Origin of the sequence: Planococcus sp. 11815 (assembly GCF_051096385.1) — a bacterium.
Lineage (GTDB): Bacteria > Bacillota > Bacilli > Bacillales_A > Planococcaceae > Planococcus > Planococcus citreus.
This window is the reverse complement of sequence record NZ_CP096991.1, coordinates 444,914-465,470: the sequence shown is the minus strand read 5'-3', so window position 1 is coordinate 465,470 and position 20,557 is coordinate 444,914. Positions and strand designations below refer to the sequence as shown.

Genomic DNA, 20,557 nt, shown 5'->3' with positions numbered 1-20,557 from the left:
GCTTCTTTAAGCAGTTTCCGGCTAGTTGGGGAATCACTTCTTGGGTTGGGAATTTGGATGTGCAAACCGTTAGTTTGGTTGGGTGTCGCTTACGGAGTCGCCGGCCTGCTTTGGGTTGGCCTCTTGCAACAAGCCAGGAAGAACGCCTGTCTTGATGCTTCGGCTCACCCTTGACGCAGGTCGGCTGAGACATTTCATTGTTTGTAGGTTGTTTAGCTAGATCTGCTTCTTTAAGCAGTTTCCGGCTAGTGGGGGAATCGCTTCTTGGGTTGGGAATCAGGGTGTGTACGGGCATCGGACGACGCTTCTGGATTCTCTGCTATGCACGTGTTTCAGCGCACAAAAAAGCAGAGGGAACTTCCCTCTGCTTTCAATTATCAATATTCGATTTCCTGTGCTTGTTCCAATACTTCCGGTGGAATTTCAATCGGCTCGATGGCATTGTAGTCGCTGTAGTCCACTTGCATCTGCGACTCGATTGCCATCATTTCGCCCCTCACGTCGACATCAAGTTCCATATCGACTTCCATGCGGTCCGCTAAATAGGTTTCTTTATCCAGCGTGATGACGTAATTCACGGAATGCACTTCCAGGTCTTCTGGAGATAGAGGGGCTTCGATTTCCATCTGGCCCAGTGTTTTCTCCAATTGTTCGTCCGTCAGTTCCTGGAACTCTTCTCCCGAGGCATCGAGCGTCAGGATATAGGCTTCATCCGTTTCTTCCAGCACGAAATCCTCTTCGAAATCACCGAGTTCGTCTAATTGGCGCGCAGGGTCAGCTGATTGCTGTCCGGCAATCGACTGCATGTTTTCGTGCATTTCTTCCGGCATCTTCAGCCACATATCGACGGATGTCTCGTGCATGTATAAGCCCTTTTCTGTCATATACATTTCCGTAAGCATCGGGTTGGTATTGTCGATATCATCCGAGACAATGCTGGTTTCGCCTGTTTGATGAAATGCTAAAGGCTCGTAGGTCATTTCCATTTCAGAATCCACCGTCATGTTGATTTCCATGCCATCCGGCTGCATCTTCATCTGTTGTTCGGTGTTCGACTGCGCGCGCAAGCTTTCTACTTGCTGCGAAGCTTCTACCGCTTCTGCGTAAACTTCCGAAGCGCTCTTCGTTTCTTCCGGAGCTTCTTGCGCAGGATTCCCGCTCTCTTCTTCAGTCGTCGGTGCTTGCGCATTACTGCATGCGCCAAGACCGATGACAGCGGCGCCCGTTCCTATGACTGCCACCCATTTCCTCATGGCGTTCACTCTCCTTATAAAGACTTGTCGTCCATTATACAGCATTCTGCCTTTACTCACAGTTTACCCAATTTATAGCCGATTAATTGCCGAACCTTTCGAATATGGAATTTCCACAGGAAAAAGCCGGAGAATCCCCCCGGCTTTTTCCTATTTTCGTCTATTTGCAATATGGCTTGATTATTTACCGACAACGAATTGTTCGTAGCGGTCATAATCCGCACGGCTCAATTCAACGGTAATCAACGTGCCTTCTTCACCGTATTCGGTTTCTTTGATGCTCGCATGGTCGTTCAAATACGCGACGACATCCCCGCGCCCGAACGGAATTTCCATCCGGCACATGACATGGTTCGCAAAGAGCCGGTCACGGATGCTTTCGACCAGTTCATCGAGTCCCACCCCTTCTTTGGCGGATATCCACACAGCATCTGCGCTCTTTCTTGGATACACGACACCAGCAAGGTCCGATTTATTATAGACATATAAAGTCGGGACGTTCTCCACGCCCACATCCTGCAGCGTCGCATCGGTCACTTCCATCATATAATCATGCTCATCGTTCGAGACATCTACAACGTGAAGCAGTAGGTCCGCATTGCGCGCTTCTTCCAGTGTCGAGCGGAATGCTTTGACTAGATGGTGCGGCAAGCGGCTGACAAACCCGACGGTATCGGATAGCAAAAAGGTCTTATTGTCTTCTAGCCGGATTTGGCGGATGGACGTATCCAAAGTCGCGAACAACATGTCTTTCTCAAATACCTGCTTGTCTACATCCTGCCCCGTCTTCGACAGTAAACTGTTCATGATCGTCGACTTGCCGGCGTTGGTATATCCGACCAGCGAGACGACCGGCATGCCTTTTTTCAGCCGCTGCTTGCGCTGTGTCGTGCGCTGTTCTTTTACTTGGTCGAGTTCCCGTCTAAGCTTGGTGATTTGGTCTTCGATTTTCCGGCGGTCAAGCTCCAGCTTGGTTTCCCCGGCGCCGCGGTTGGCGAGCCCGCCACTGCTGGCACCGCCTTGGCGGCCGAGCGACGCGCGCAAGCCGACGAGACGCGGCAGCATATACTGCAATTGCGCTAATTCCACTTGCACTTGTGCTTCGCGTGTACGGGCGCGCCTCGAGAAGATGTCCAGGATAAGCATCGTCCGGTCGATCACTTTGCATTCCAGCTCTTCCTCAAGGTTGCGGATCTGGGACGGCGAGAGCTCGTCATTGAAGATAATCAGATTGGCGCCTGCTTCTTCGTATAACACTTTCGCTTCATCGACTTTCCCCGTGCCGATATAGTGGGCAGGATTTACGCGGTCCAAGTTCTGGTGCAGTTCGCCCACGACTTCGACGCCGAGCGCTTCCGCCAAATTCCGCAATTCTTCCATGCTGTATTCAAAATGGGTATCTTTTTGCAATTGGACACCCACGATAATCGCTTTTTCAATCAATTGTTCCATCTACGGTTGCCTCCTTCGGCAGAACCTCGATTCCACCCGGTCCCTTGTCTTTATCAATTTGAAGTTTCTTTCTATCCTACCACAGTACCACGCCCGCCCCTATCCGAAACGCGGCGCCTGATAGTGGCCATCTTCAAAAACGATTTCCTGCTCGGCCGATTCGAAACGCACTTCACGCAGCCGCTCTTTTCCTTTGCCTGCCTCAAACACAAGATGGCAATTTTCCAAGTCTATGCCTCCCCCGAACAAACTGCTCCATCGCGCTTCACTTTGCGCTGGATTTTCCACTGAGAAAACAAGCGCCTCCAAGCGCAGGCCTTCATTAAGCTCCGTGATGGCGCCTTTTTGTTTCAAGCCAGCAAAACGCGCCTCGTCCGGCTCTTCCCATTCAATAAAGAACGGCAGCGGCAAATCTGACGAAATTGGCTCATCGATAAAGAGCAAACGCCAGCGGATGGTTTCGCCTGTTTCAGTCAGCCGCTCAGCATCCATTGGGCCAATCGTCCGGAACCCCCGCCCTTCGATTTGTTTTGCCAAAAGGTCCAGGTTATCAGAACGCAGGCAAACCGTGCCAAAACCTCTCTGGTCATGGCGCAAATGCTCGACAAGCGGATGCCCGGAACGTTCTGCAACGCTTTCATCTTCAATTGTCAGCCACTCGACATAATAATCCGGCCCGTACATGAGGGCGTTTTGCGTTCCCCAGTTTTTATGGCTGCCTCCTGTAATTGCATGGAAACCTTTTTCGTTCCAAAACTTGCTGCTGGCTTCTGGATTGGTGTGGGTAAAATGGACGATGTGATCCAATTTCATTTGCTATCACTCCTTTTCTTTGCCTATTAATCGTTTTCTTCTATATAAATATAATACCCTCTAGCGTTGTCAATTTGCTGTGTATATGGTCACTTTTCCCCTGTCAATTCTGATTTTTCCGCGAAATGGGTGGTTTTTAGGCATCATTTTCGATAGGGTAGGGTATAGGAAAAGATAATTACCATATTTCAAAGGAGGTCATCATGGATAAAAAATTATTGAAAAACCCCGTGTTTATCATATCGACAGCCGTGATCCTGCTGTTGGTCATTGCCGGGGCATTCATGCCGATTCGTTTCGGCGAAGTTGCCGGCACTTTATTTAACTTCACCACTCTTAACTTCGGTTGGTTCTACTTACTAGCTGTCTTCATCATCACCCTTTTCCTAATCATCATTGCCATTAGCAAATATGGCAGCATTCGGCTCGGAGCCGACTCCGACCGCCCGGAATTCCCGTTCTTCACTTGGATCGGCATGCTGTTCTCAGCCGGCTTCGGTGCAGGGCTCGTCTTCTGGGGCGTCGCGGAACCGATGAGCCATTTCTTTACGACACCGTTCGGTACGGAAGGGCAGACGGAAGAAGCAGCACGCATTGCGATGGGCTATTCGTTCTTCCACTGGGGCATCAGCCAATGGTCTGTCTTTGCCATCGTCGGTTTGGTCATCGGCTTCTTGCAGTTCAGACGCAAAAAGCCTGGCCTTGTCTCGACCGCACTCGAGCCGGTCTTAGGTTCAAAACCAGTAGTCAAGCACACGATTGATTCACTCGCAGTCATTGCAACTGTCATGGGAATCGCGACTTCACTTGGTCTCGGCGTCTTGCAAATGAATGGCGGCTTGAACGCTGTATTCGGTATCGACAACGCCTTTCCGATCCAATTGGCGATTATCGGCGTCATGTTCGCTGCCTATACCCTATCTTCTTCTACAGGGCTTCACAAAGGGATCGCCTATTTGAGTAATTTAAACTTAGGCTTGGCACTTGTCTTAATGGTGTTCGTCTTCTTTGCCGGCCCGACAGTCTTTATCATGGATACATTTACACTCGCAATCGGCGATTATATCACTAATTTCGTTCAGTATAGCCTGCGCATGGAGCCTTATACAGGTGGAGAATGGGTTCTTGGATGGACCATCTTCTACTGGGCTTGGGCAACTGCCTGGTCACCATTTGTCGGGGCGTTCGTTGCACGGGTTTCACGCGGGCGTACCATCCGCGAATTCGTCTTCGGCGTTTTGGTCATTCCACCAGCCATCGCTTGTGTATGGATCGCCGTCTTTGGCGGTACAGCTTTATGGTACGACCTGAACGAACAATCGGGCATCGCGGAAGCAGTCAATGTCGATTTGACTTCTGCCTTGTTCCAAACCTTTGACGTACTTCCACTATCGACTATCATGTCCGTATTGGCGATTCTGCTGATCTTCACTTTCCTGGTGACATCAGCCGACTCCGCTACATACATCTTAGCGACCATGACCAGCTTCGGCAGCTTGAACCCGCCGACTTTATTCAAAGTCATCTGGGGCGTTTTGATGTCAGCGATCGCAGCTGTTCTGCTTTACGCTGGCGGGCTTAGCGCCTTGCAGACCGCTTCACTCATATCGGCCTTGCCGTTTACGGTGCTCTTGCTTCTGATGCTTTGGTCATTCACCAAAATCATCCGTGGGGAGTCGCCGCCGATCCGCAAATCCGAATTGCGCCGCTTCCGACGCTTGGAACGCGAAGCGAGAAAACAACAGAATAAGTAAGCGCAAAACCATCACTGCCTTAAAAGCTCAAGATTCAGAGCTTTTAAGGCAGTTTTTCATTGGATAAGCTGATGATACTCACGTTCAGCGAGCTAGCTAAAAAAACCGATTATTGAGTTAATATAACTTTACATTCTTCATTAAGGGTCTATAATAAAATAAAAGGGAATGTTTGTTCGTATTTTACCTATTTTATAGAAAGGAGTTTTCATGATGACCGTCAACGTCTATATGATTTTCAATGGCAATTGCGAAGAAGCCGTAGCCTATTATGCAAAAGTATTCGCTACAGAGCCCGCGGAGCTCTCCCGCTTCGGGGATATGCCTTCAGAGCCTGGGCAAGAAATGCCCGAAGTGATGAAAAACCGGATCATGCATGCAAGCTTGGACATCCATGGAAGCGCCGTCATGTTTTCAGATGCCATGTCAGAAGCACCGGTCTCAATCGGAAAAAACATCAATGTAACCGTGCTATCGGATGATTTGGAGAAAATGACGGAGGAATTCAACCAACTTGGACAAGACGGAAAAGTTCAAATGGAGTTGCAAGAAACGTTTTGGAGTCTCGGGTACGGCATAGTAGAAGATAAATACGGCGTTGTCTGGATGTTCAACCATGACGACGGCCGGCAATGAACGGGCAGATTCCCCCTTAATCGCTGACCATGCGCAGGCATTAAAAATAGGCTATCCTCTCACAATGAGGATAGCCTATTTCCGTAGATTATTTCTTGTCTTCTTGAATCAAGCGAACTGTTTCATCGAATTCTGCATCAATTTCAGCATTTGGCTTGTAAGTCACCAAGCTGACAATCCAAGTTGCCAACCAGCTGAGGATGAAGCCTGGAATGATTTCATAGACGCTGCCAATGAAGTTCGTTAGATCAGTAGCCCCCGCTTCATCAGGAGCTGTACCAACCAAGTCCCAGATGATGACAGTGATAGCACCGACAATCATACCGGCGAGCGCGCCTTTAGAAGTAAGTTTACGCCAGAATAGGGACAGCAAGATGATCGGTCCGAAAGCGGCACCGAATCCAGCCCATGCATAAGCGACCAATCCAAGGATGGTATTGTTCTGCTCCCACGCAAGCGCTGCAGCGATGACCGCGATGGCTGCTACAGCGATACGGCCAAGCGTCACATAGCCTTTAGCGCTTGATTCTTTCTTAAAGGCAATTTTATACAAATCTTCGATCAATGCTGACGAGCTGACGAGCAATTGAGACGAAATCGTACTCATGATCGCTGCCAAAACTGCAGCCAAAACGAAACCTGCCACTAGCGGGTGGAAGAGCACTTGGCTCATGTCCAAGAAGACCGCTTCCGGATCCACAAGAGTGGATTCAGGGTTTTGCTGGAAATAAGCAATCCCGACCAAAGCCGTACCCGTGGCACCGATAAGGCTCAAGATCATCCAGCCCATGCCGATGCGGCGGGCAGTCCGAACTTCCCCTAAAGTTTTGATAGCCATAAAACGGACGATGATATGCGGCTGGCCGAAGTAACCAAGGCCCCACGCTGCGGCAGAAATGACGCCAATGGTGGAAGCGCCGGATACAAGGCTCAACATGTTCGGGTCGACTTCCCGAATGCTTGCTGCCGTTTCACCAAATCCGCCGGTAACGAAAATCCCGACGACCGGTACTGCAATAAGCGACAGGAACATCATGATCCCTTGCACAAAGTCCGTGTAGCTGACGGCGAGGAACCCGCCGAATAAAGTATAAGCGACGACTACCACCGAACCGATTATGAGGCCCAGATGGTAATCCATTCCGAATGAGCTCTGGAAGAATAAGCCAGAAGCTACCATTCCGGATGAAACGTAGAATGTGAAGAAAATCAAAATGATAATACCAGCGACAATCCGCAATAGGCGCGAACGGTCTTTTAAACGATTTTCTAAGAAGCTAGGAATGGTGATGGAATCACTGGTGACAAATGAGTAGATTCGCAGACGAGGCGCAACAAAGAACCAGTTCAGAAACGCACCGATCGTTAAACCGATGGCAATCCATACTTCCACGAGACCGCCGACGTAAATCGCCCCCGGCAATCCGAGCAAGAGCCATCCGGACATATCCGATGCACCGGCGCTGAGAGCCGCAACGGATGGACCGAGTCCCCTTCCTCCGAGCATGTAATCGGATAAGTCGGCTGTCTTCTTATACGCATACCAGCCAATGAATAGCATAGCCGCGAGGTACACGAGTAAGGCTATGATTTGATAAGTTGTATCTGTCATGACATCTCCTCCTTATTAAACACTTTAACATAATGAGTTTATATGAAAAGGGGGCTTTGCGTTTTATTTCCTATTTAAATGGGGATAGAGAGGCAAGGAGGCGATAAATATGCCGTGGAATAAGAATGATTACCCGGATTCCTTCAAAAATTTGGATGAAGATGTCCGCAATAAAGCGATTGAAATCGCCAATGCTCTTTTACGGGATGGCTACGAGGAAGGGCGCGCCATTCCAATTGCTTTGGACCAGGCACGTGACACCGTACAAGGAGACAGCGGAGGCCCGATTTATGAAATCCGCAAGCATTCAGAAGGCTGGCAACTGAAGAAGAAAGACAGCAAAAAAGCCATCCTCATTGAAGAAACGAAGGATGACTTGATGGGCGAAGCGAAGCGCTACGTTAACCGCAATAACGGGGAGCTCCACGTCTACGGAGAAGATGACTCGCTACAGGAAAAACTATACGATTAAAACCAAAACAGCAAGACAAGGAAAGCCGACGCTTTCCTTGTCCTGCTGTTTTTCGTTCAGCTTTTCTCACGATAACGCGCAATGGCTTCAATCCGATTGCTCGCTTCGAGTTTATCAAGAATCGTGGAAATGTAATTGCGCACTGTCCCTGTTGTGATGAACAGCTCTTTGGCGATTTCTTTCGTGCTGCGCCCTTCCGTGATCAACTCCATCACTTGCCGCTCGCGTTCAGTGAGTGGATTGCTGCCCGCATACGCGAGGTCGACGAGTTCGGGTGCATAAATCCGCCGGCCGTCCATAATGGTGCGAATCGATGTCCCCAGCTCTTCGCTCGGACTGTCTTTCAAGAGATAACCACTGACACCCGCTTTTCGTGCCCGTTCGAAATAGCCTGAACGCGCGAAAGTTGTCAGGATAATGGTTTTACACGGGTGGTCTTTCAAGGCTTCTGCCGCGTCCAAACCACTCTTGACCGGCATTTCAATATCCATGATGCAAACGTCGGGGTTCAGCTCCTCGACTAAGCGGATTGCCTCTTCCCCATTCGACGCCATGCCGACCACTTCCAAATCGTCTTCCAGATCCAGTAACGACCCGAGCGCGCCAAGCATCATGCGCTGGTCTTCTGCCAGTACAATTCGAATCATGAATTTCTCGCCTCCATATCTTGATAAAGAATGACATTCGGCACCCGGATATTCAAAGTTGTGCCGTCCATTACTTCAATATCGACTTGCCCATTGACAAAGTCCAGGCGCTCGCGCATTCCCGCAAGCCCATTCCCTTGAACAAGTGGATTACCTTCTGGAAAGCCGACGCCATCGTCTTGCACTTGCACGAGGATTTCATTCGGCGTCTGCTTGATCAGCACCGTACAGCGGGACGCTGCACTATGTTTCACGACATTGGTGACCGCTTCCTTCAAGCACATGCTCAGCACATGCTCCATTAAGAGCGGCGTGTTGTTGAGTTTGGCATTGCCGTAAAAGACGAAATCGATGTCCGCGGCCCGGAGAATCTGTTGGATGCGCAATAATTCGTCTTCAAGTTTCGTACCGCGCATATCCGTCACCAGTTCCCTCACTTCCTTCAAAGCGGTGCGTGCGGTCTGGCGGACATCCTGGATTTCAGCTGCGGCACGTTCCGGGTCTTTACTCAATAGTTTCCCCGCCAAGTCACTTTTCAAGCCAATTAATGACAATTTCTGGCCGAGTGTATCGTGAAGATCGCGCGCTATCCGTTCGCGCTCCTCAATCAGCACCAGCTGCGAAATCCGCTTATTGGCATCTTCCAGCGCTCCTTCAAGCTTTTCGCGTTTGTGCCGGTTATAGGTATTGAATGGCAATAAGATAACACCGAGAACGCTTAAAATGATGAACGGCAATTGCGTGATATACAGATTGAAATCGGCCAATAAACCGTAGATGATCGCGGCGAGCGTTGTTCCGATATGCAAGCCGTAAATGATGAAAAAGCCGACTTTGCTGCGGATATTGCCAATGAAGAATGCCAGAAAAATCGACAGGTAGACGTATCCGAATAGAAAGATCATCGCGACATTGATGATCATCTCGACGCTTACCCATAAGTACACGAGAAACGAATGTGAACTGAACGACAAGCGGTAAGCGATGAAAAACGCCACCAGCAGAATGATGCCTGCTGCAATTTCAGTTGGGGAAGATGAACGGAAAATGAAAAAGAACGGCAAAATGCAAAAGATCGTCCATGCATAAATGCTCAACCACGTATTGCGGGGAAAAATTTGATACCAGTTTTGCATAACTGCCTCCTAAAGTTTCTTTGCTCTCATCATACCAAAGCTCGAAGACAAAGAGAAAACCTGCGCAGTTTACCCGCCGCAAACAAGCTTTTCCGCAAAGAAAAAACTGTTCTTGCCTCTAGGTTAAGGCAAGAACAGTTCCACTTTATTGCTGTGCTGTCCGGGATTCGCCAAGCAAATGCTTGATGGCACCGAATGTAACAAATCTCTTGTTTTCTTCATCGTACACTTTGTACTTCAAGGATTGAAAGCTTGTCTTCAAGTTGACCGTCGTCGCTTTTTGCAATGGCGGCGTGGAAACATGTGCTTTCTCCAAGTTGTAGTTCGGGACGCGCGGGCTCAAGTGATGGACATGGTGGAAACCGATGTTGCCAGTCACCCATTGCAGTACTTTCGGCAATTCATAATACGAGCTGCCTTCGATTGCTGCTTTCACGTAATCCCATTCGCTTTCGTCTTCGAAATAAGAATCTTCGAACGTGTGCTGAATGTAGAACAACCAAATGCCAAGTGCCCCAGCTGTAAACATGATTGTGCCTTGGATCAGCACGAATGCCTGCCAGCCGATCGCCAAGATCATGATTGTGTAAAGGACCACTAGTGAAGCATTGATTAAGTACGTGTTGTTGCGTTCTTTCTTCCGTGCATCCTTACGGTTGAAGCGGCTTGAAATCAAGACTAGGAATAACGGCCCTAACCCAAACATTACGAGAGGGTTACGGTACATACGATACTTGAAGCGTTCCCATTTGGAAGCTTCTACATACTCGTCGATTGTCATGACCCAGATATCGCCGACTCCGCGCTTGTCGAGGTTGCCGCTCGATGCGTGGTGGATGGCGTGCTCGCGTTTCCATTTTTCATAAGCGAAAAGTGTCAATATGCCGGTAATCGTTCCGACGATTGCGTTCGCTTTTTTATTTTTGAAGAACGATCCGTGTGTGCAGTCATGGAAAATGATGAACATACGGACGACAAATCCAGCTGCGATAACGGAAATCCCTACTGTCAGCCAAACGGAAACATCCAGTGCGAGATAAGCTAAAAACCAAAGAATGAAAAATGGGGGTATTGTGTTAATCATTTGTTGAACACTTGCTTTAACATCTGCTTTTTCGAAAGGGGCGACAAACTTACGTAATTGCGCTGTCTTTTCTTTGCTCATATCTTGTCTTCCTCCTAGAATGGGCGTCGTGCCCATCGGTGTACTTGTTAACCATCATATTACGCTCCTGCCCCCTTCTTCATAAGACATAAACGTCTGTTTCTGAGTATGACACCTGTCATGGTTTTTGCTTTTTCCATAACTTTCTAAAATCAAGAAAAACGTGTATACTGAATTATATGCAGAATAATCTGAATAGAGGTGAACACTATGACAGGACTGGTAGCTGTCATCATGATCTTTTCCATTCCCCTCGTCGCTATCTGGACGGACTATTTGACCAAAAAGAAGAAAATGCACCAGCGTGCGCTGGAGACGGAAGTGGAACTCGAAAAGCTCAAGCATGACAATTACGTCATCGAAACGCAGAAGCTGCGGCTGGAACTTGAACAAATGAAACTCGACGACGCCTTGAAGCATCAACCACTCATAGCCGAACGGCAAAAAGACGCGTCTGCATAGACGCGTCTTTTGTTTGCTGTGTTTCCGGCCAACCTAGACGAAAACTTGCTCTTCTATTTTCTTGAGGCCATAGAAATAACCGCGGCGCTCCATTAATTCCTGGTAATTGCCTTGTTCGATCAAGCGTCCGTTTTCCAACACCAGGATGCGGTCCATGTTTTCAAGCCCCGATAAATCGTGGCTGATGATGACAAACGTATCCTGTGGGTGACGGGTGAACAGCTCGCTGTAGATGGATTGGGCCGTTACGCCGTCGACCGATGAAAACGGTTCGTCCAGCAGCCATAGCCGTTCGCCTTTCAGAAACGCACGAGCCATCGCAAGGCGCTGCTTTTCACCACCGGATAAATTGCGTCCCTTTTCGTAAACCGGTGCAGACAGCTCCAAATGCCCCAAGCGTACGAGTTCGAGTGCTTCGTGCAATTGTTCTGTGTCCGCCTGCTCATTCGCAATGCGTAAATTGCTCTCAATTGACCCTGAAAAGAAATGGTTCTCCTGAAGCACAATGTTCATGCGCTCCCATACGTTTTCTGGGCGCATGCCACTAAGCGCTTCATTTCCGAAACGGATTTCGCCATCCTCGGGTACTGCCACTTTCAGCAATAGCTGCAATAAGGTCGACTTGCCTGAACCGCTTGGTCCGACAATCGCTGTTTTGGATTCTTGCGGCAACTGGAAACTGACTTCATCAAGTGACAAACGGCTGTCATTCGGATAGTGGTAGCTGAGGCGGTCGGCCTGAACATCCACCGGCCCCTCTGGCATCGTACCGGTGCTGTTATCCGGCTCTTCATCCACCACTTCGTCAAGCCTGCGCGCAGCGATCCGGCTTTCTTCATAATACGCCGGAAGTGCCGCAAGCGGGCCGACATTTTCAAATGCCCCAAGCGATACCATGACAAGCATCGCCAAATACAGACCGGACAATTCCCCGATGGACACGAAATACGCCCCAGTCGCCAAAACGAAAAACGAAGCCAGAAAAGCCACAAGCGCATTCACGGACTGAACCCGGTTTTCCTCAAGCCCCTCGTTTTGCTGGGCCTGTTCGTAACGGTGTGCGGTTTCCTGCAATTCCGCACTTTTTTGATCGAGTGCCAAATGGATTTTCAAATCCTTGAATCCGTAGAGAAATTCCGCCGATGCTGCCGCAAACTCTCCGCGGGTTTTCCCTGTCGCATGCGTTTTCTTCCGTCTCCGGAGAGCGAAGAACGCGGGTAGGATGACGACCACGAAAATTGCGCCTGCCAAGACGATCAAGGCCATGGGCAGCGAATAAAACGAAGTGAAAAACACTGTGGCCACCAAGACCATGCCTACGACAATCGGCGGATACAATACGCGCAGTAGGAAATTCTGCAAACTTTCCACGTCACCGACGATACGAGACAACAGATCCCCGCTCTGATGGCGCTGGAAAATACCCGGTGCGAGCGGTGCCAATCGTTCAAAAAAATTCCCACGCAAATGGCCGAGCATCGTAAACGTCGCGCGGTGTGAAAACAGCCGTTCCGCGTAACGGGTAATGGCGGCTGCAAAGCCGAATAATTTAAGCGATGCTGCCATAACGACCAAAGTGGTCATTTGGGCAGTCAACGCCGCTTTGGAAATCAAATAGCCGCTTGCACCAAGAAGCGCAACGCCGGCAAGCCCCGCCAGAAAGCCGAACATTACGGCAAGGGCAACATCGCGTTTTTCTTTTAGCGTCAGCCAAAAAACCGTTTTTAATTCACCCATGCCTGTTTGCCTCCTTGCTGCGCCTCAATCATGGAACGGTAAGGGCTGAAGCTATCCATTAGCTCTTCGTGCGTGCCGATGGCTTCCACCTTCCCTGCGTCCAAGACGATAATGCGTGATGCGTTCCGGATCGTATGCAGACGGTGTGCAATCGTGATGACGGTAGCTTCTTTCGACAGCTCTTCGATGGCCCTTTGCAGCACTTGCTCTGTATGAAGGTCGAGCCCTGCTGTCGGTTCATCAAAAAACAATAACGACGGCTTCTTGAGAAATGCACGCGCTAAAACGAGCCGCTGCTTTTCGCCGCCGGACAATCCACGCCCCGCTTCGCCGATCACCGTGTCGAATCCTTCAGGAAGCGATTCGACCAATTCCAGGATGCCCGCTTTCTGAGCCGCCGCAATCAACTCTTGTTTCGCCACGGCTTGATTCGACCCGAGTTCGATATTTTCTTTAATTGTCCCTGCAAATAAATAAGGATCTTGCGTAATATAGCTCAATTGCCCGAACCATTCATCTTCGCTCACTTGTTCTTGCGGGAGGCCGTTGATCAGCAAGCGCCCGCTGGTGGCCGGCAATAACCCCGCTACAACATTCATCAAGGTGCTTTTTCCGGAGCCACTTGCCCCGACCAGCGCGGTAGATGTTCCCGCTTCGAGCTTGAAACTTGCCGGTTCGAGTTGGAACCCTTCTCCGTACTGAAAGCCGACTTGCTCTACTGCCAACTCAATCGGTGCATTGACTGGGGATTCCCCCCACTCAACCGGTTGATGGTTTTTCGCCAATTCTTCTGTCAACAGCTCAGCAGATGCCGCACTGCCTCTCGCCGTATGAAAAGCGCTGCCAAACTCCTTCAATAAATTGAAGAAATCCGGCACGAGCAGCATGACGAGGAAAGCCGGGAAAAACGTGATGCTATCGAAGACGACAAGGCGCAAACCGATTTCGAGCGCCACGATCCCGATGCTCAGCATGGAAATGTATTCGAGCGTCAAAGAAGACAGGAAAGCCGATTTCAAGACGTCCATCGTCGAATCGCGAAACTTCAAGCTATTGTCCCGAATGGTGTCGCTTTGCCGCTTCGCCTGGCCGAACAAGCGCAAAGTTGTCAAACCTTGCAGCACATCGAGAAAAGCGCCTGAAAATCCAGCCAATTGTTCAACTTTCTCATCCGCTTTTTGTTTCGTTCTTTTGCCGACAATCGCCATGAACAAAGGGATGAACGGCGCTGTAATCAAGATAATCAGCCCGGTCGTCCAGTTCAAATAAAAAATCACCCCGAGGAGCATCAGCGGAATTGTATAACTTTGGATCATCTGGGGAATATATTTGCTGAAATAACCATCCGTGTCATCGACGGCTTCGAGCAGCAAGCCGACTTTCCGCCCCGACTGTCCGGCAATCGACCCCTGCAATGGATTTTCCTTATACGAAGCAATCAATTCCCGGCGCAGACGGCGTCTTGCTTCCACAGACAGCGTGATGCCGAGCCGGCCGATCGCATAACTTGCGCCAGCCCGCAGCAAAATGACCGCCAGCAGCGCAGCCAATAACGGCAGTACGTCTTCAAAAGAAGCGGATTTCAGAAATACTGAATCAGCTACCCATACAAAAAACAAAGCCTGCCCGATCATCGCAAGCCCTTTTGCCAATGAGGCTAGAAACAACAACCGTATGCGATTGTTCTGGCTGTAGGCCATTTGCTTCAAACTTCCCATTCCCATCGCCCTTTCTTTCACTTACCCCTATTATAAAGGAGCAACAAGTAGATTCCTTTGGGGACGCACGCCCTCAGAGCCATTTCCCGGGAAATTGTTACAAAACGGTTCACATTTCACAAAGAAAAGCCACGCAGCAAGGCTGCGTGGCTGGAATATCGGATATTCGCTCACTTCACGGCTTTCTTCCGGAGCTTGGGAAAACGATGGCCTGTAACCACAAGGCATCATCTTGGATCTTTCTCTTTAAAGAAGTATCCAGGCATTCCTGGCACTCTGCCGTCAATTTCTGAAGTTCATATTCAAAGACTGCCTCTTCCTCTTTCGTGATCATGGCATAAACATCACCTTTCGACACTAACGCGAGGATTGCGCACGTGATTCATTACCTAATACTCTACCCGATATCCTAAAGATTATTCCCCTTTTTTATAAATGGCATCATTTTTTATTCAAATGAACAATAGCAACACAGAGTATACGGCCAGTCCTATTACAAAAGCACCCAGACTACTTTCCCGCTCTTCGGGCAATTCTTCTTTCAACACGTTTAGAATAACGCCGCCCGCAATCAAGGCCATGAGAAATGCAATGACCAATTCATGCACTTCCGTCATCCACCCGATGACCCAACCGGCCACGATTGCTCCAGCGAGAAGCCATCTGCCGTACCGGTCATATTCGCCTTTATGTGCTTCCCGGAGGCCCTTGTCATTGGTGATGAAATGGACGCCGAGCGCAATGAAAAACAAGGCCATCCCAACCACGCCTTCATATTCCTCGCGCATCATCAAATAGCCAATGACCCCGTTGTACATAGCAAAGGAACCGATATGAATCCAGAATACGCCTGAAGAAGACTTGCCTTCTGCAGTCCGGCGCTTCGAGTTTTTGACCATTTGCTCCAAGCCGTAAAAAATGACCAGCCCGGCCATCGCAGCTAAGTAAATATGGTTGCTCAGAAAACCTTCCCCCGGGCCGCCGAATTCCTCGTGGACCTCTTCTTGGAATTCGCCTAACTCAGGCAATAAGTGCAAAAATACATAGGCGACAGAAATGCCGCCGGCAATCGATAAGAATCGGCTGCGCGGTACGGCTTTCAGGAAATTCATGTTTTTCGAAAATAGATGGATGACGACAAATCCCATTATAAACAGCAAGCTAAGCCATACCAAACTACCCCTCCTCGACTGAAAAAGCAGACGGGCGCATTCGCCCGTCTGCCAGCATTCGCCTTTTTGGCGTGTAGTTTTTAGTTACCCGTTCAAGCCGTTTTTAACCCATCCAGCCACTTGTACTGTGCGTTTTGCCTGGTGCGCCACAGCATCTTTTACGTCTTCCACCATATTGCCGTCCTGGTCGACGCTGACGCTCGTTCCATAAGGGTTGCCCCCTGCTTTGAACAAGGATTGGTCCGTATAACCCGGAGCCGCAATGATTGCGCCCCAATGATGCATCGTTGTATAGACAGCGAGAACTGTAGCTTCTTGTCCGCCATGAGGATTTTGCGCAGAAGACATGGCGCTAACGACCTTGTTCGCAAGCTTCCCTTGCGCCCATAAGCCGCCGGTTGTATCGAAGAATTGTTGCACTTGTGAAGATACATGGCCAAAGCGCGTCGGCACGCTGAAGATGATCGCGTCTGCCCATTCAAGCAAATCGTTGTCGGCTTCCGGCACATTCTGCGTCGCTTCGTAATGCTCTTTCCAGGCTGGGTTCGATTCAATCGCCCCCATCGGCGCATTCTCTTTCACTTTTGCCACTTTTACTTCTGCACCCGCTTCTTTCGCAGCCGCTTCTGCCCATTGCGCCATTTGATAATTGGTTCCTGTTGAACTGTAGTAAATGATTGCCAAGTTTACGTTGCTCATTCCATAACCTCTCCTTTATCAATTTGGTCCGTGGCTTGCACGAATTATCCTATATTCAAGATAACTTCTGTTACTAGTGTGCCCTATTTAGAAAGACATTAAACTTTCTTTTCTGAATGTCTCGCAAGTGAAGAAGAACTAGCCAACTATACGCAACAGAAAACCAGATGAAAAATTTCCATCTGGTTGCTTCTTCTTGTTTATTGGACCTTCTCAGCGATTTCCTCAGACATTTCACGCAACTTGAACTTCTGGATCTTTCCGGAAGCGGTCATCGGATATTCTTCGATGAATTCAATATAGCGCGGAATTTTATGATGGGCGATTTTCCCTTTGCAATAAGTGCGCAGTTCATCCGGCTTGAGTTCTTCCCCTTCTTTCAAGATGACCCAAGCCATCAGCTCTTCCCCATACTTTGGGTCCGGCACCCCGACGACTTGAACATCTTGGACGGACGGGTGCTGATAGAGAAATTCCTCAATTTCACGCGGGTAGATATTTTCCCCTCCGCGGATGACCATGTCCTTGATGCGGCCCGTGATCGAGATATAACCATCTTCGTCTTCAACCGCAATGTCGCCCGTATGCAGCCAGCCATCAGAATCGATCGCTTCTTTCGTGGCTTCTTCGTTTTTGTAATAGCCTTTCATGATCAAATAGCCTCTCGTGCACAATTCGCCCGGCATGCCTTTGACGACTTGTTCGCCGGTCACGGGGTCGATAATTTTCACTTCGACATCGTCATGCGGCTTTCCGACAGTGGCGACGCGTTTTTCGATGGCATCGTCTTTGCCGGTCTGCGTGATGACCGGCGATGATTCGGTCTGCCCATAAGCGATAGTGATTTCACTCGCCCCCATATCGCTGATGACTTTCTTCATCACTTCGATCGGGCACGTCGAGCCGGCCATGATGCCAGTGCGCAATGTCGAAGTATCGAACGACTCGAATTCGGGATGGTTGAGTTCGGCAATGAACATCGTCGGCACCCCGTGAAGCGCGGTGCATTTCTCATCTTGCACCATCTGCAAGACGCGCTTCGGCTCGAATTGCTCTGCGATGACCATTGTCGTGGCATGTGTTACTGCCGCCAAAGTTCCGAGCACGCAGCCGAAGCAATGGAAAAACGGCACCGGAATGCACAGCCGGTCGGTTTCATCCAAATTCATCATATCGCCGACGAGGCGCCCGTTGTTGACGACGTTACGATGCGTCAGCATGACGCCTTTCGGGAATCCGGTCGTCCCAGATGTGTATTGAATATTGATGACTTCATCCGGCTCCATCGAACGGAAGCGCTGTTCGAGCTGCTCATCCGCTACCTTTTCTGCAAATGCTTCAAACTCGCTCCATGTGTAGATGCCCGGATAGCTGTTTTCGCTCATGACGATGACACGCTTTAGATGCGGCAGCTTGGATGAATCGAGCTGCCCCTTTTCTGCTTGCTTTAATTCGGGACACACTTGATTCAATACTTCGATATAATTGGTGCCTTTAAATTCTTCCCCCAGAATCAAAGTTGTTGAATCCGATTGTTTTAATAGGTACTCGAGCTCATTCGCCTGATAGCTTGTGTTGACAGTGACCAGCACGCCGCCCATCTTGCCTGTAGCGTATTGGCTAAGCAGCCACTCGCGTTTATTGTCGGACCAAATGGCGATATGTTCGCCTTTTTCTATGCCAAGGCCCATGAACGCTTTCGCTAGCGTATCGGTCTCTTGGTCAAATTCGGCATAGGTTTTGCGGATGCCGCGTTCTGGATACACATACGCTTCCGTCTGCGGAAATTTTTTCGCCTGCTCCCGTACAATTTCCCCTACTGTTTGATCGAGAATTGCCATTTCTTCGTCCCCCTTGTTGAAAACGATTTCATCTGTTTTATTATCGCAAAATTCCAAATAAAAGGAAAGCGCCATTTCCAGCCCATGAAGTCGCCCCAGACTGCCAGCCGTGCTAAAATGAGGCTATCATAAAGACGGAAGGGATTTTCCATGGAACTCCAAACTATGCACGCCCAACTTGCAGAAAAACTGCACAGCCACGCACTCGTCACGGCCACCATCAGCCAGCCGCGCCAAAAATCAAATGACTTGAAGCGCATCAAATTGAAACCGGTCGAACTGAAAGAAGGCTACCGCATCCAGTTCGAATATCAATATGAACAGATCTTGAAACATCAAAACCTGACAATCGCACAGGCAGTCACCGAACTCGAACAATTATTCACCGAATTTCGCCAAGGCTTGTTCCAGTTCACCGACGAAAAAGTCCAGATCCAATTGACCAAAAAATTCAAAGTCAGCTATAAATCTGAAGCCGATGCACGCGCTGCCGCCGATCTGTCCCACAACCGCAAGAAAGATTATCTGCTAGAGGATGGCAAGCCGTACCCGTTTCTTGTGCGCCTCGGCGTCCAGTCACCGGATGGTAAAGTCAAGAAACAGAAATACGATAAATTCCGCCAGATCAACCGCTTTATCGAATTCATCGACGATGCACTCGAGCATTTGCCGAAAGACCGCCCGATCCGCATACTCGATTTCGGCTCCGGCAAATCCTACCTGACCTTCGCGCTGTATCATTATTTGCGCGTCGAAAAAGGACTCGACTTGCGTGTCACCGGACTGGACCTGAAAAAAAGCGTCATCGAGGAATGCCAGAACATCGCCCGCGACCTCGACTACCAGCAGCTGGAATTCCTCGTCGGCGATATCAACGATTACGACCAAGACACCGCAGTCGATATGGTCGTCACGCTTCATGCATGCGACGTGGCAACTGATATGGCGCTCGCACGCGCCGTTAAATGGAACGCCGGCGTCATTTTGAGCGTGCCGTGCTGCCAACACGAACTCAACAGCCAGATTCAATCGTCTCCGCTCGAGGTCATGCTGCAGCATGGATTGATCAAAGAACGCTTCAGTGCGCTTGCGACCGATTCGATCCGCGCGGAACTGCTTTCTTTGGTTGGCTATGAAACCCAATTGATGGAGTTCATCGATATGGAGCATACGCCGAAAAACATTTTGATCCGCGCTTACCGCACGAATAAAAAACCGGCAGCGGGACAATTGGAACGCTACCGGGAATTCACCAAACTGTTAAACGCCAAACCGTTTCTTGAAAACGAATTGAAGGAGCTCATATGAAACGAAAAAATTTAGTCAACGGCATGATCCTTGCTTTCTCGGTCATCTTTATCCGCTTTATCGACGTGCGCGTCTACGATATGCCGCTCATTTTGACTTTAGCGTTGTTGATGGTGCTGATTTACGGGGGCATCCGCTTGGTCGAGCGCTTCCCGGCACTTGATGAACCCGTCAGCAAACGGACATCGCTGATCACCAACACTTTGGTCATTGTCACCATCTTCCTGGCATTCTTCGTGCTCGGGCTTTAACTTCAGATATGTGTGGAAGGAATCAATGCTCAGCATTGGTTTCTTTTTTTGTGAGAATAAGTTTGCTTGTGGAATTGTTGCTGATGTTGATTTAAGCTTCATCTACTAGTCGCCGCCCGGCTTTGGGTTGGCCTCTCACAGCAAGCCAGGAAGAACGCCTGTCTTACTGCTTCGGCTCACCCTTGACGCCGGCAGCTGAGAGATTTCATTGCAAGCTGACTGTTTAAGTAGATCTGCTTGTGTATGGAGTTGCCGGCTAGTGGGGGAATCGCTTCCCGTGACTTAGGATTTGAAAAATAGGTGCTTAAACCAAACAACTTACTATGGGATTAGAATTGCCAATTACATCACCCTTGTTCAAGGCGACGCGAGCTATAAAGTCTGACGCTATTCTACGCCTAAATTAAATAGACTGAAGTGCTTATCCAC

The 20,557-nt window shown here is 49.4% G+C and carries 18 protein-coding genes; 6 read left to right on the top strand and 12 right to left on the bottom strand.

The genetic code is table 11. The annotated features are described in order from the left end of the window. Window positions 1–377 precede the first annotated feature (377 nt). The 3 genes from M1Q06_RS02460 to M1Q06_RS02450 all read right to left on the bottom strand — a co-directional run bounded on the left by M1Q06_RS02460 (window position 378) and on the right by M1Q06_RS02450 (window position 3,518). Window positions 378–1,253, bottom strand: a complete 876-nt coding sequence (locus M1Q06_RS02460) for a DUF6612 family protein (protein WP_434401378.1) — start codon at window positions 1,251–1,253, stop codon at window positions 378–380. A 180-nt stretch (window positions 1,254–1,433) separates the two neighbouring features. Then, on the bottom strand, window positions 1,434–2,705 hold the full coding sequence (hflX, locus tag M1Q06_RS02455) for a GTPase HflX (protein ID WP_434401376.1): 1,272 nt from the start codon (window positions 2,703–2,705) through the stop codon (window positions 1,434–1,436). A gap of 99 nt (window positions 2,706–2,804) precedes the next feature. Then, complete coding sequence (locus M1Q06_RS02450) at window positions 2,805–3,518, bottom strand: VOC family protein (RefSeq protein WP_434401374.1); 714 nt, start codon at window positions 3,516–3,518, stop codon at window positions 2,805–2,807. Between the two features lie 203 nt (window positions 3,519–3,721). On the opposite strand from M1Q06_RS02450, the gene M1Q06_RS02445 reads away from it, so the two are divergent. Both M1Q06_RS02445 and M1Q06_RS02440 read left to right on the top strand, forming a co-directional pair. Beyond that, entirely contained in the window at window positions 3,722–5,272 is a 1,551-nt protein-coding gene (locus tag M1Q06_RS02445) for a BCCT family transporter (RefSeq protein ID WP_121300900.1), read from the top strand. A gap of 210 nt (window positions 5,273–5,482) precedes the next feature. Continuing rightward, the gene (locus tag M1Q06_RS02440; RefSeq protein WP_434401372.1) at window positions 5,483–5,908 is read left to right on the top strand and encodes a VOC family protein; all 426 of its coding nucleotides are present in this window, start codon (window positions 5,483–5,485) and stop codon (window positions 5,906–5,908) included. Window positions 5,909–5,996: 88 nt separating this feature from the next. On the opposite strand, the gene putP is transcribed toward M1Q06_RS02440, so the two are convergent. Beyond that, window positions 5,997–7,520, bottom strand: a complete 1,524-nt coding sequence (gene putP / locus M1Q06_RS02435) for a sodium/proline symporter PutP (RefSeq protein ID WP_434401370.1) — start codon at window positions 7,518–7,520, stop codon at window positions 5,997–5,999. Between the two features lie 109 nt (window positions 7,521–7,629). On the opposite strand from putP, the gene M1Q06_RS02430 reads away from it, so the two are divergent. After that, entirely contained in the window at window positions 7,630–7,992 is a 363-nt protein-coding gene (locus tag M1Q06_RS02430) for a DUF2188 domain-containing protein (protein ID WP_121300897.1), read from the top strand. A 56-nt stretch (window positions 7,993–8,048) separates the two neighbouring features. Here the strand turns inward: M1Q06_RS02430 and M1Q06_RS02425 are convergent, their stop codons facing one another. From M1Q06_RS02425 to M1Q06_RS02415, 3 genes are all read right to left on the bottom strand, one after another. Then, window positions 8,049–8,639 carry a response regulator transcription factor gene (locus M1Q06_RS02425; protein ID WP_058381863.1) on the bottom strand — a complete coding sequence of 197 codons (591 nt, stop codon included), beginning with the start codon at window positions 8,637–8,639 and terminating at the stop codon, window positions 8,049–8,051. Further along, the gene (locus M1Q06_RS02420) at window positions 8,636–9,775 is read right to left on the bottom strand and encodes a sensor histidine kinase (protein ID WP_434401368.1); all 1,140 of its coding nucleotides are present in this window, start codon (window positions 9,773–9,775) and stop codon (window positions 8,636–8,638) included. The genes M1Q06_RS02425 and M1Q06_RS02420 overlap by 4 nt, the downstream gene beginning before the upstream one ends. 145 nt (window positions 9,776–9,920) lie before the next feature. Further along, a complete protein-coding gene (locus M1Q06_RS02415) occupies window positions 9,921–10,940 on the bottom strand; it encodes a fatty acid desaturase (RefSeq protein WP_121300895.1) in 1,020 nt (339 codons plus the stop codon). A 210-nt stretch (window positions 10,941–11,150) separates the two neighbouring features. On the opposite strand from M1Q06_RS02415, the gene M1Q06_RS02410 reads away from it, so the two are divergent. Continuing rightward, the gene (locus M1Q06_RS02410; RefSeq protein ID WP_101189439.1) at window positions 11,151–11,402 is read left to right on the top strand and encodes a hypothetical protein; all 252 of its coding nucleotides are present in this window, start codon (window positions 11,151–11,153) and stop codon (window positions 11,400–11,402) included. Between the two features lie 33 nt (window positions 11,403–11,435). On the opposite strand, the gene cydC is transcribed toward M1Q06_RS02410, so the two are convergent. The 5 genes from cydC to M1Q06_RS02385 form a co-directional block, all read right to left on the bottom strand. Continuing rightward, window positions 11,436–13,139, bottom strand: a complete 1,704-nt coding sequence (cydC, locus tag M1Q06_RS02405; RefSeq protein ID WP_434401364.1) for a thiol reductant ABC exporter subunit CydC — start codon at window positions 13,137–13,139, stop codon at window positions 11,436–11,438. Continuing rightward, window positions 13,127–14,857, bottom strand: coding sequence for a thiol reductant ABC exporter subunit CydD (cydD, locus tag M1Q06_RS02400; RefSeq protein WP_434401362.1), 1,731 nt, complete (start codon window positions 14,855–14,857; stop codon window positions 13,127–13,129). The genes cydC and cydD overlap by 13 nt, the downstream gene beginning before the upstream one ends. Window positions 14,858–15,309: 452 nt before the next feature. After that, window positions 15,310–16,032: a hypothetical protein gene (locus tag M1Q06_RS02395; protein ID WP_434401359.1), complete on the bottom strand. Its 723-nt coding sequence runs from the start codon at window positions 16,030–16,032 to the stop codon at window positions 15,310–15,312. An 81-nt stretch (window positions 16,033–16,113) separates the two neighbouring features. After that, entirely contained in the window at window positions 16,114–16,728 is a 615-nt protein-coding gene (gene wrbA, locus M1Q06_RS02390) for an NAD(P)H:quinone oxidoreductase (RefSeq protein WP_121300891.1), read from the bottom strand. A gap of 200 nt (window positions 16,729–16,928) precedes the next feature. Then, entirely contained in the window at window positions 16,929–18,569 is a 1,641-nt protein-coding gene (locus M1Q06_RS02385) for an AMP-binding protein (RefSeq protein ID WP_434401357.1), read from the bottom strand. Window positions 18,570–18,719: 150 nt separating this feature from the next. Here M1Q06_RS02385 and M1Q06_RS02380 point away from each other — a divergent pair, with 150 nt between their 5' ends. Both M1Q06_RS02380 and M1Q06_RS02375 read left to right on the top strand, forming a co-directional pair. Beyond that, a complete protein-coding gene (locus M1Q06_RS02380) occupies window positions 18,720–19,877 on the top strand; it encodes a class I SAM-dependent methyltransferase (protein WP_434401355.1) in 1,158 nt (385 codons plus the stop codon). Further along, on the top strand, window positions 19,874–20,128 hold the full coding sequence (locus M1Q06_RS02375) for a hypothetical protein (RefSeq protein ID WP_058381873.1): 255 nt from the start codon (window positions 19,874–19,876) through the stop codon (window positions 20,126–20,128). The genes M1Q06_RS02380 and M1Q06_RS02375 overlap by 4 nt, the downstream gene beginning before the upstream one ends. Window positions 20,129–20,557: the final 429 nt, after the last annotated feature.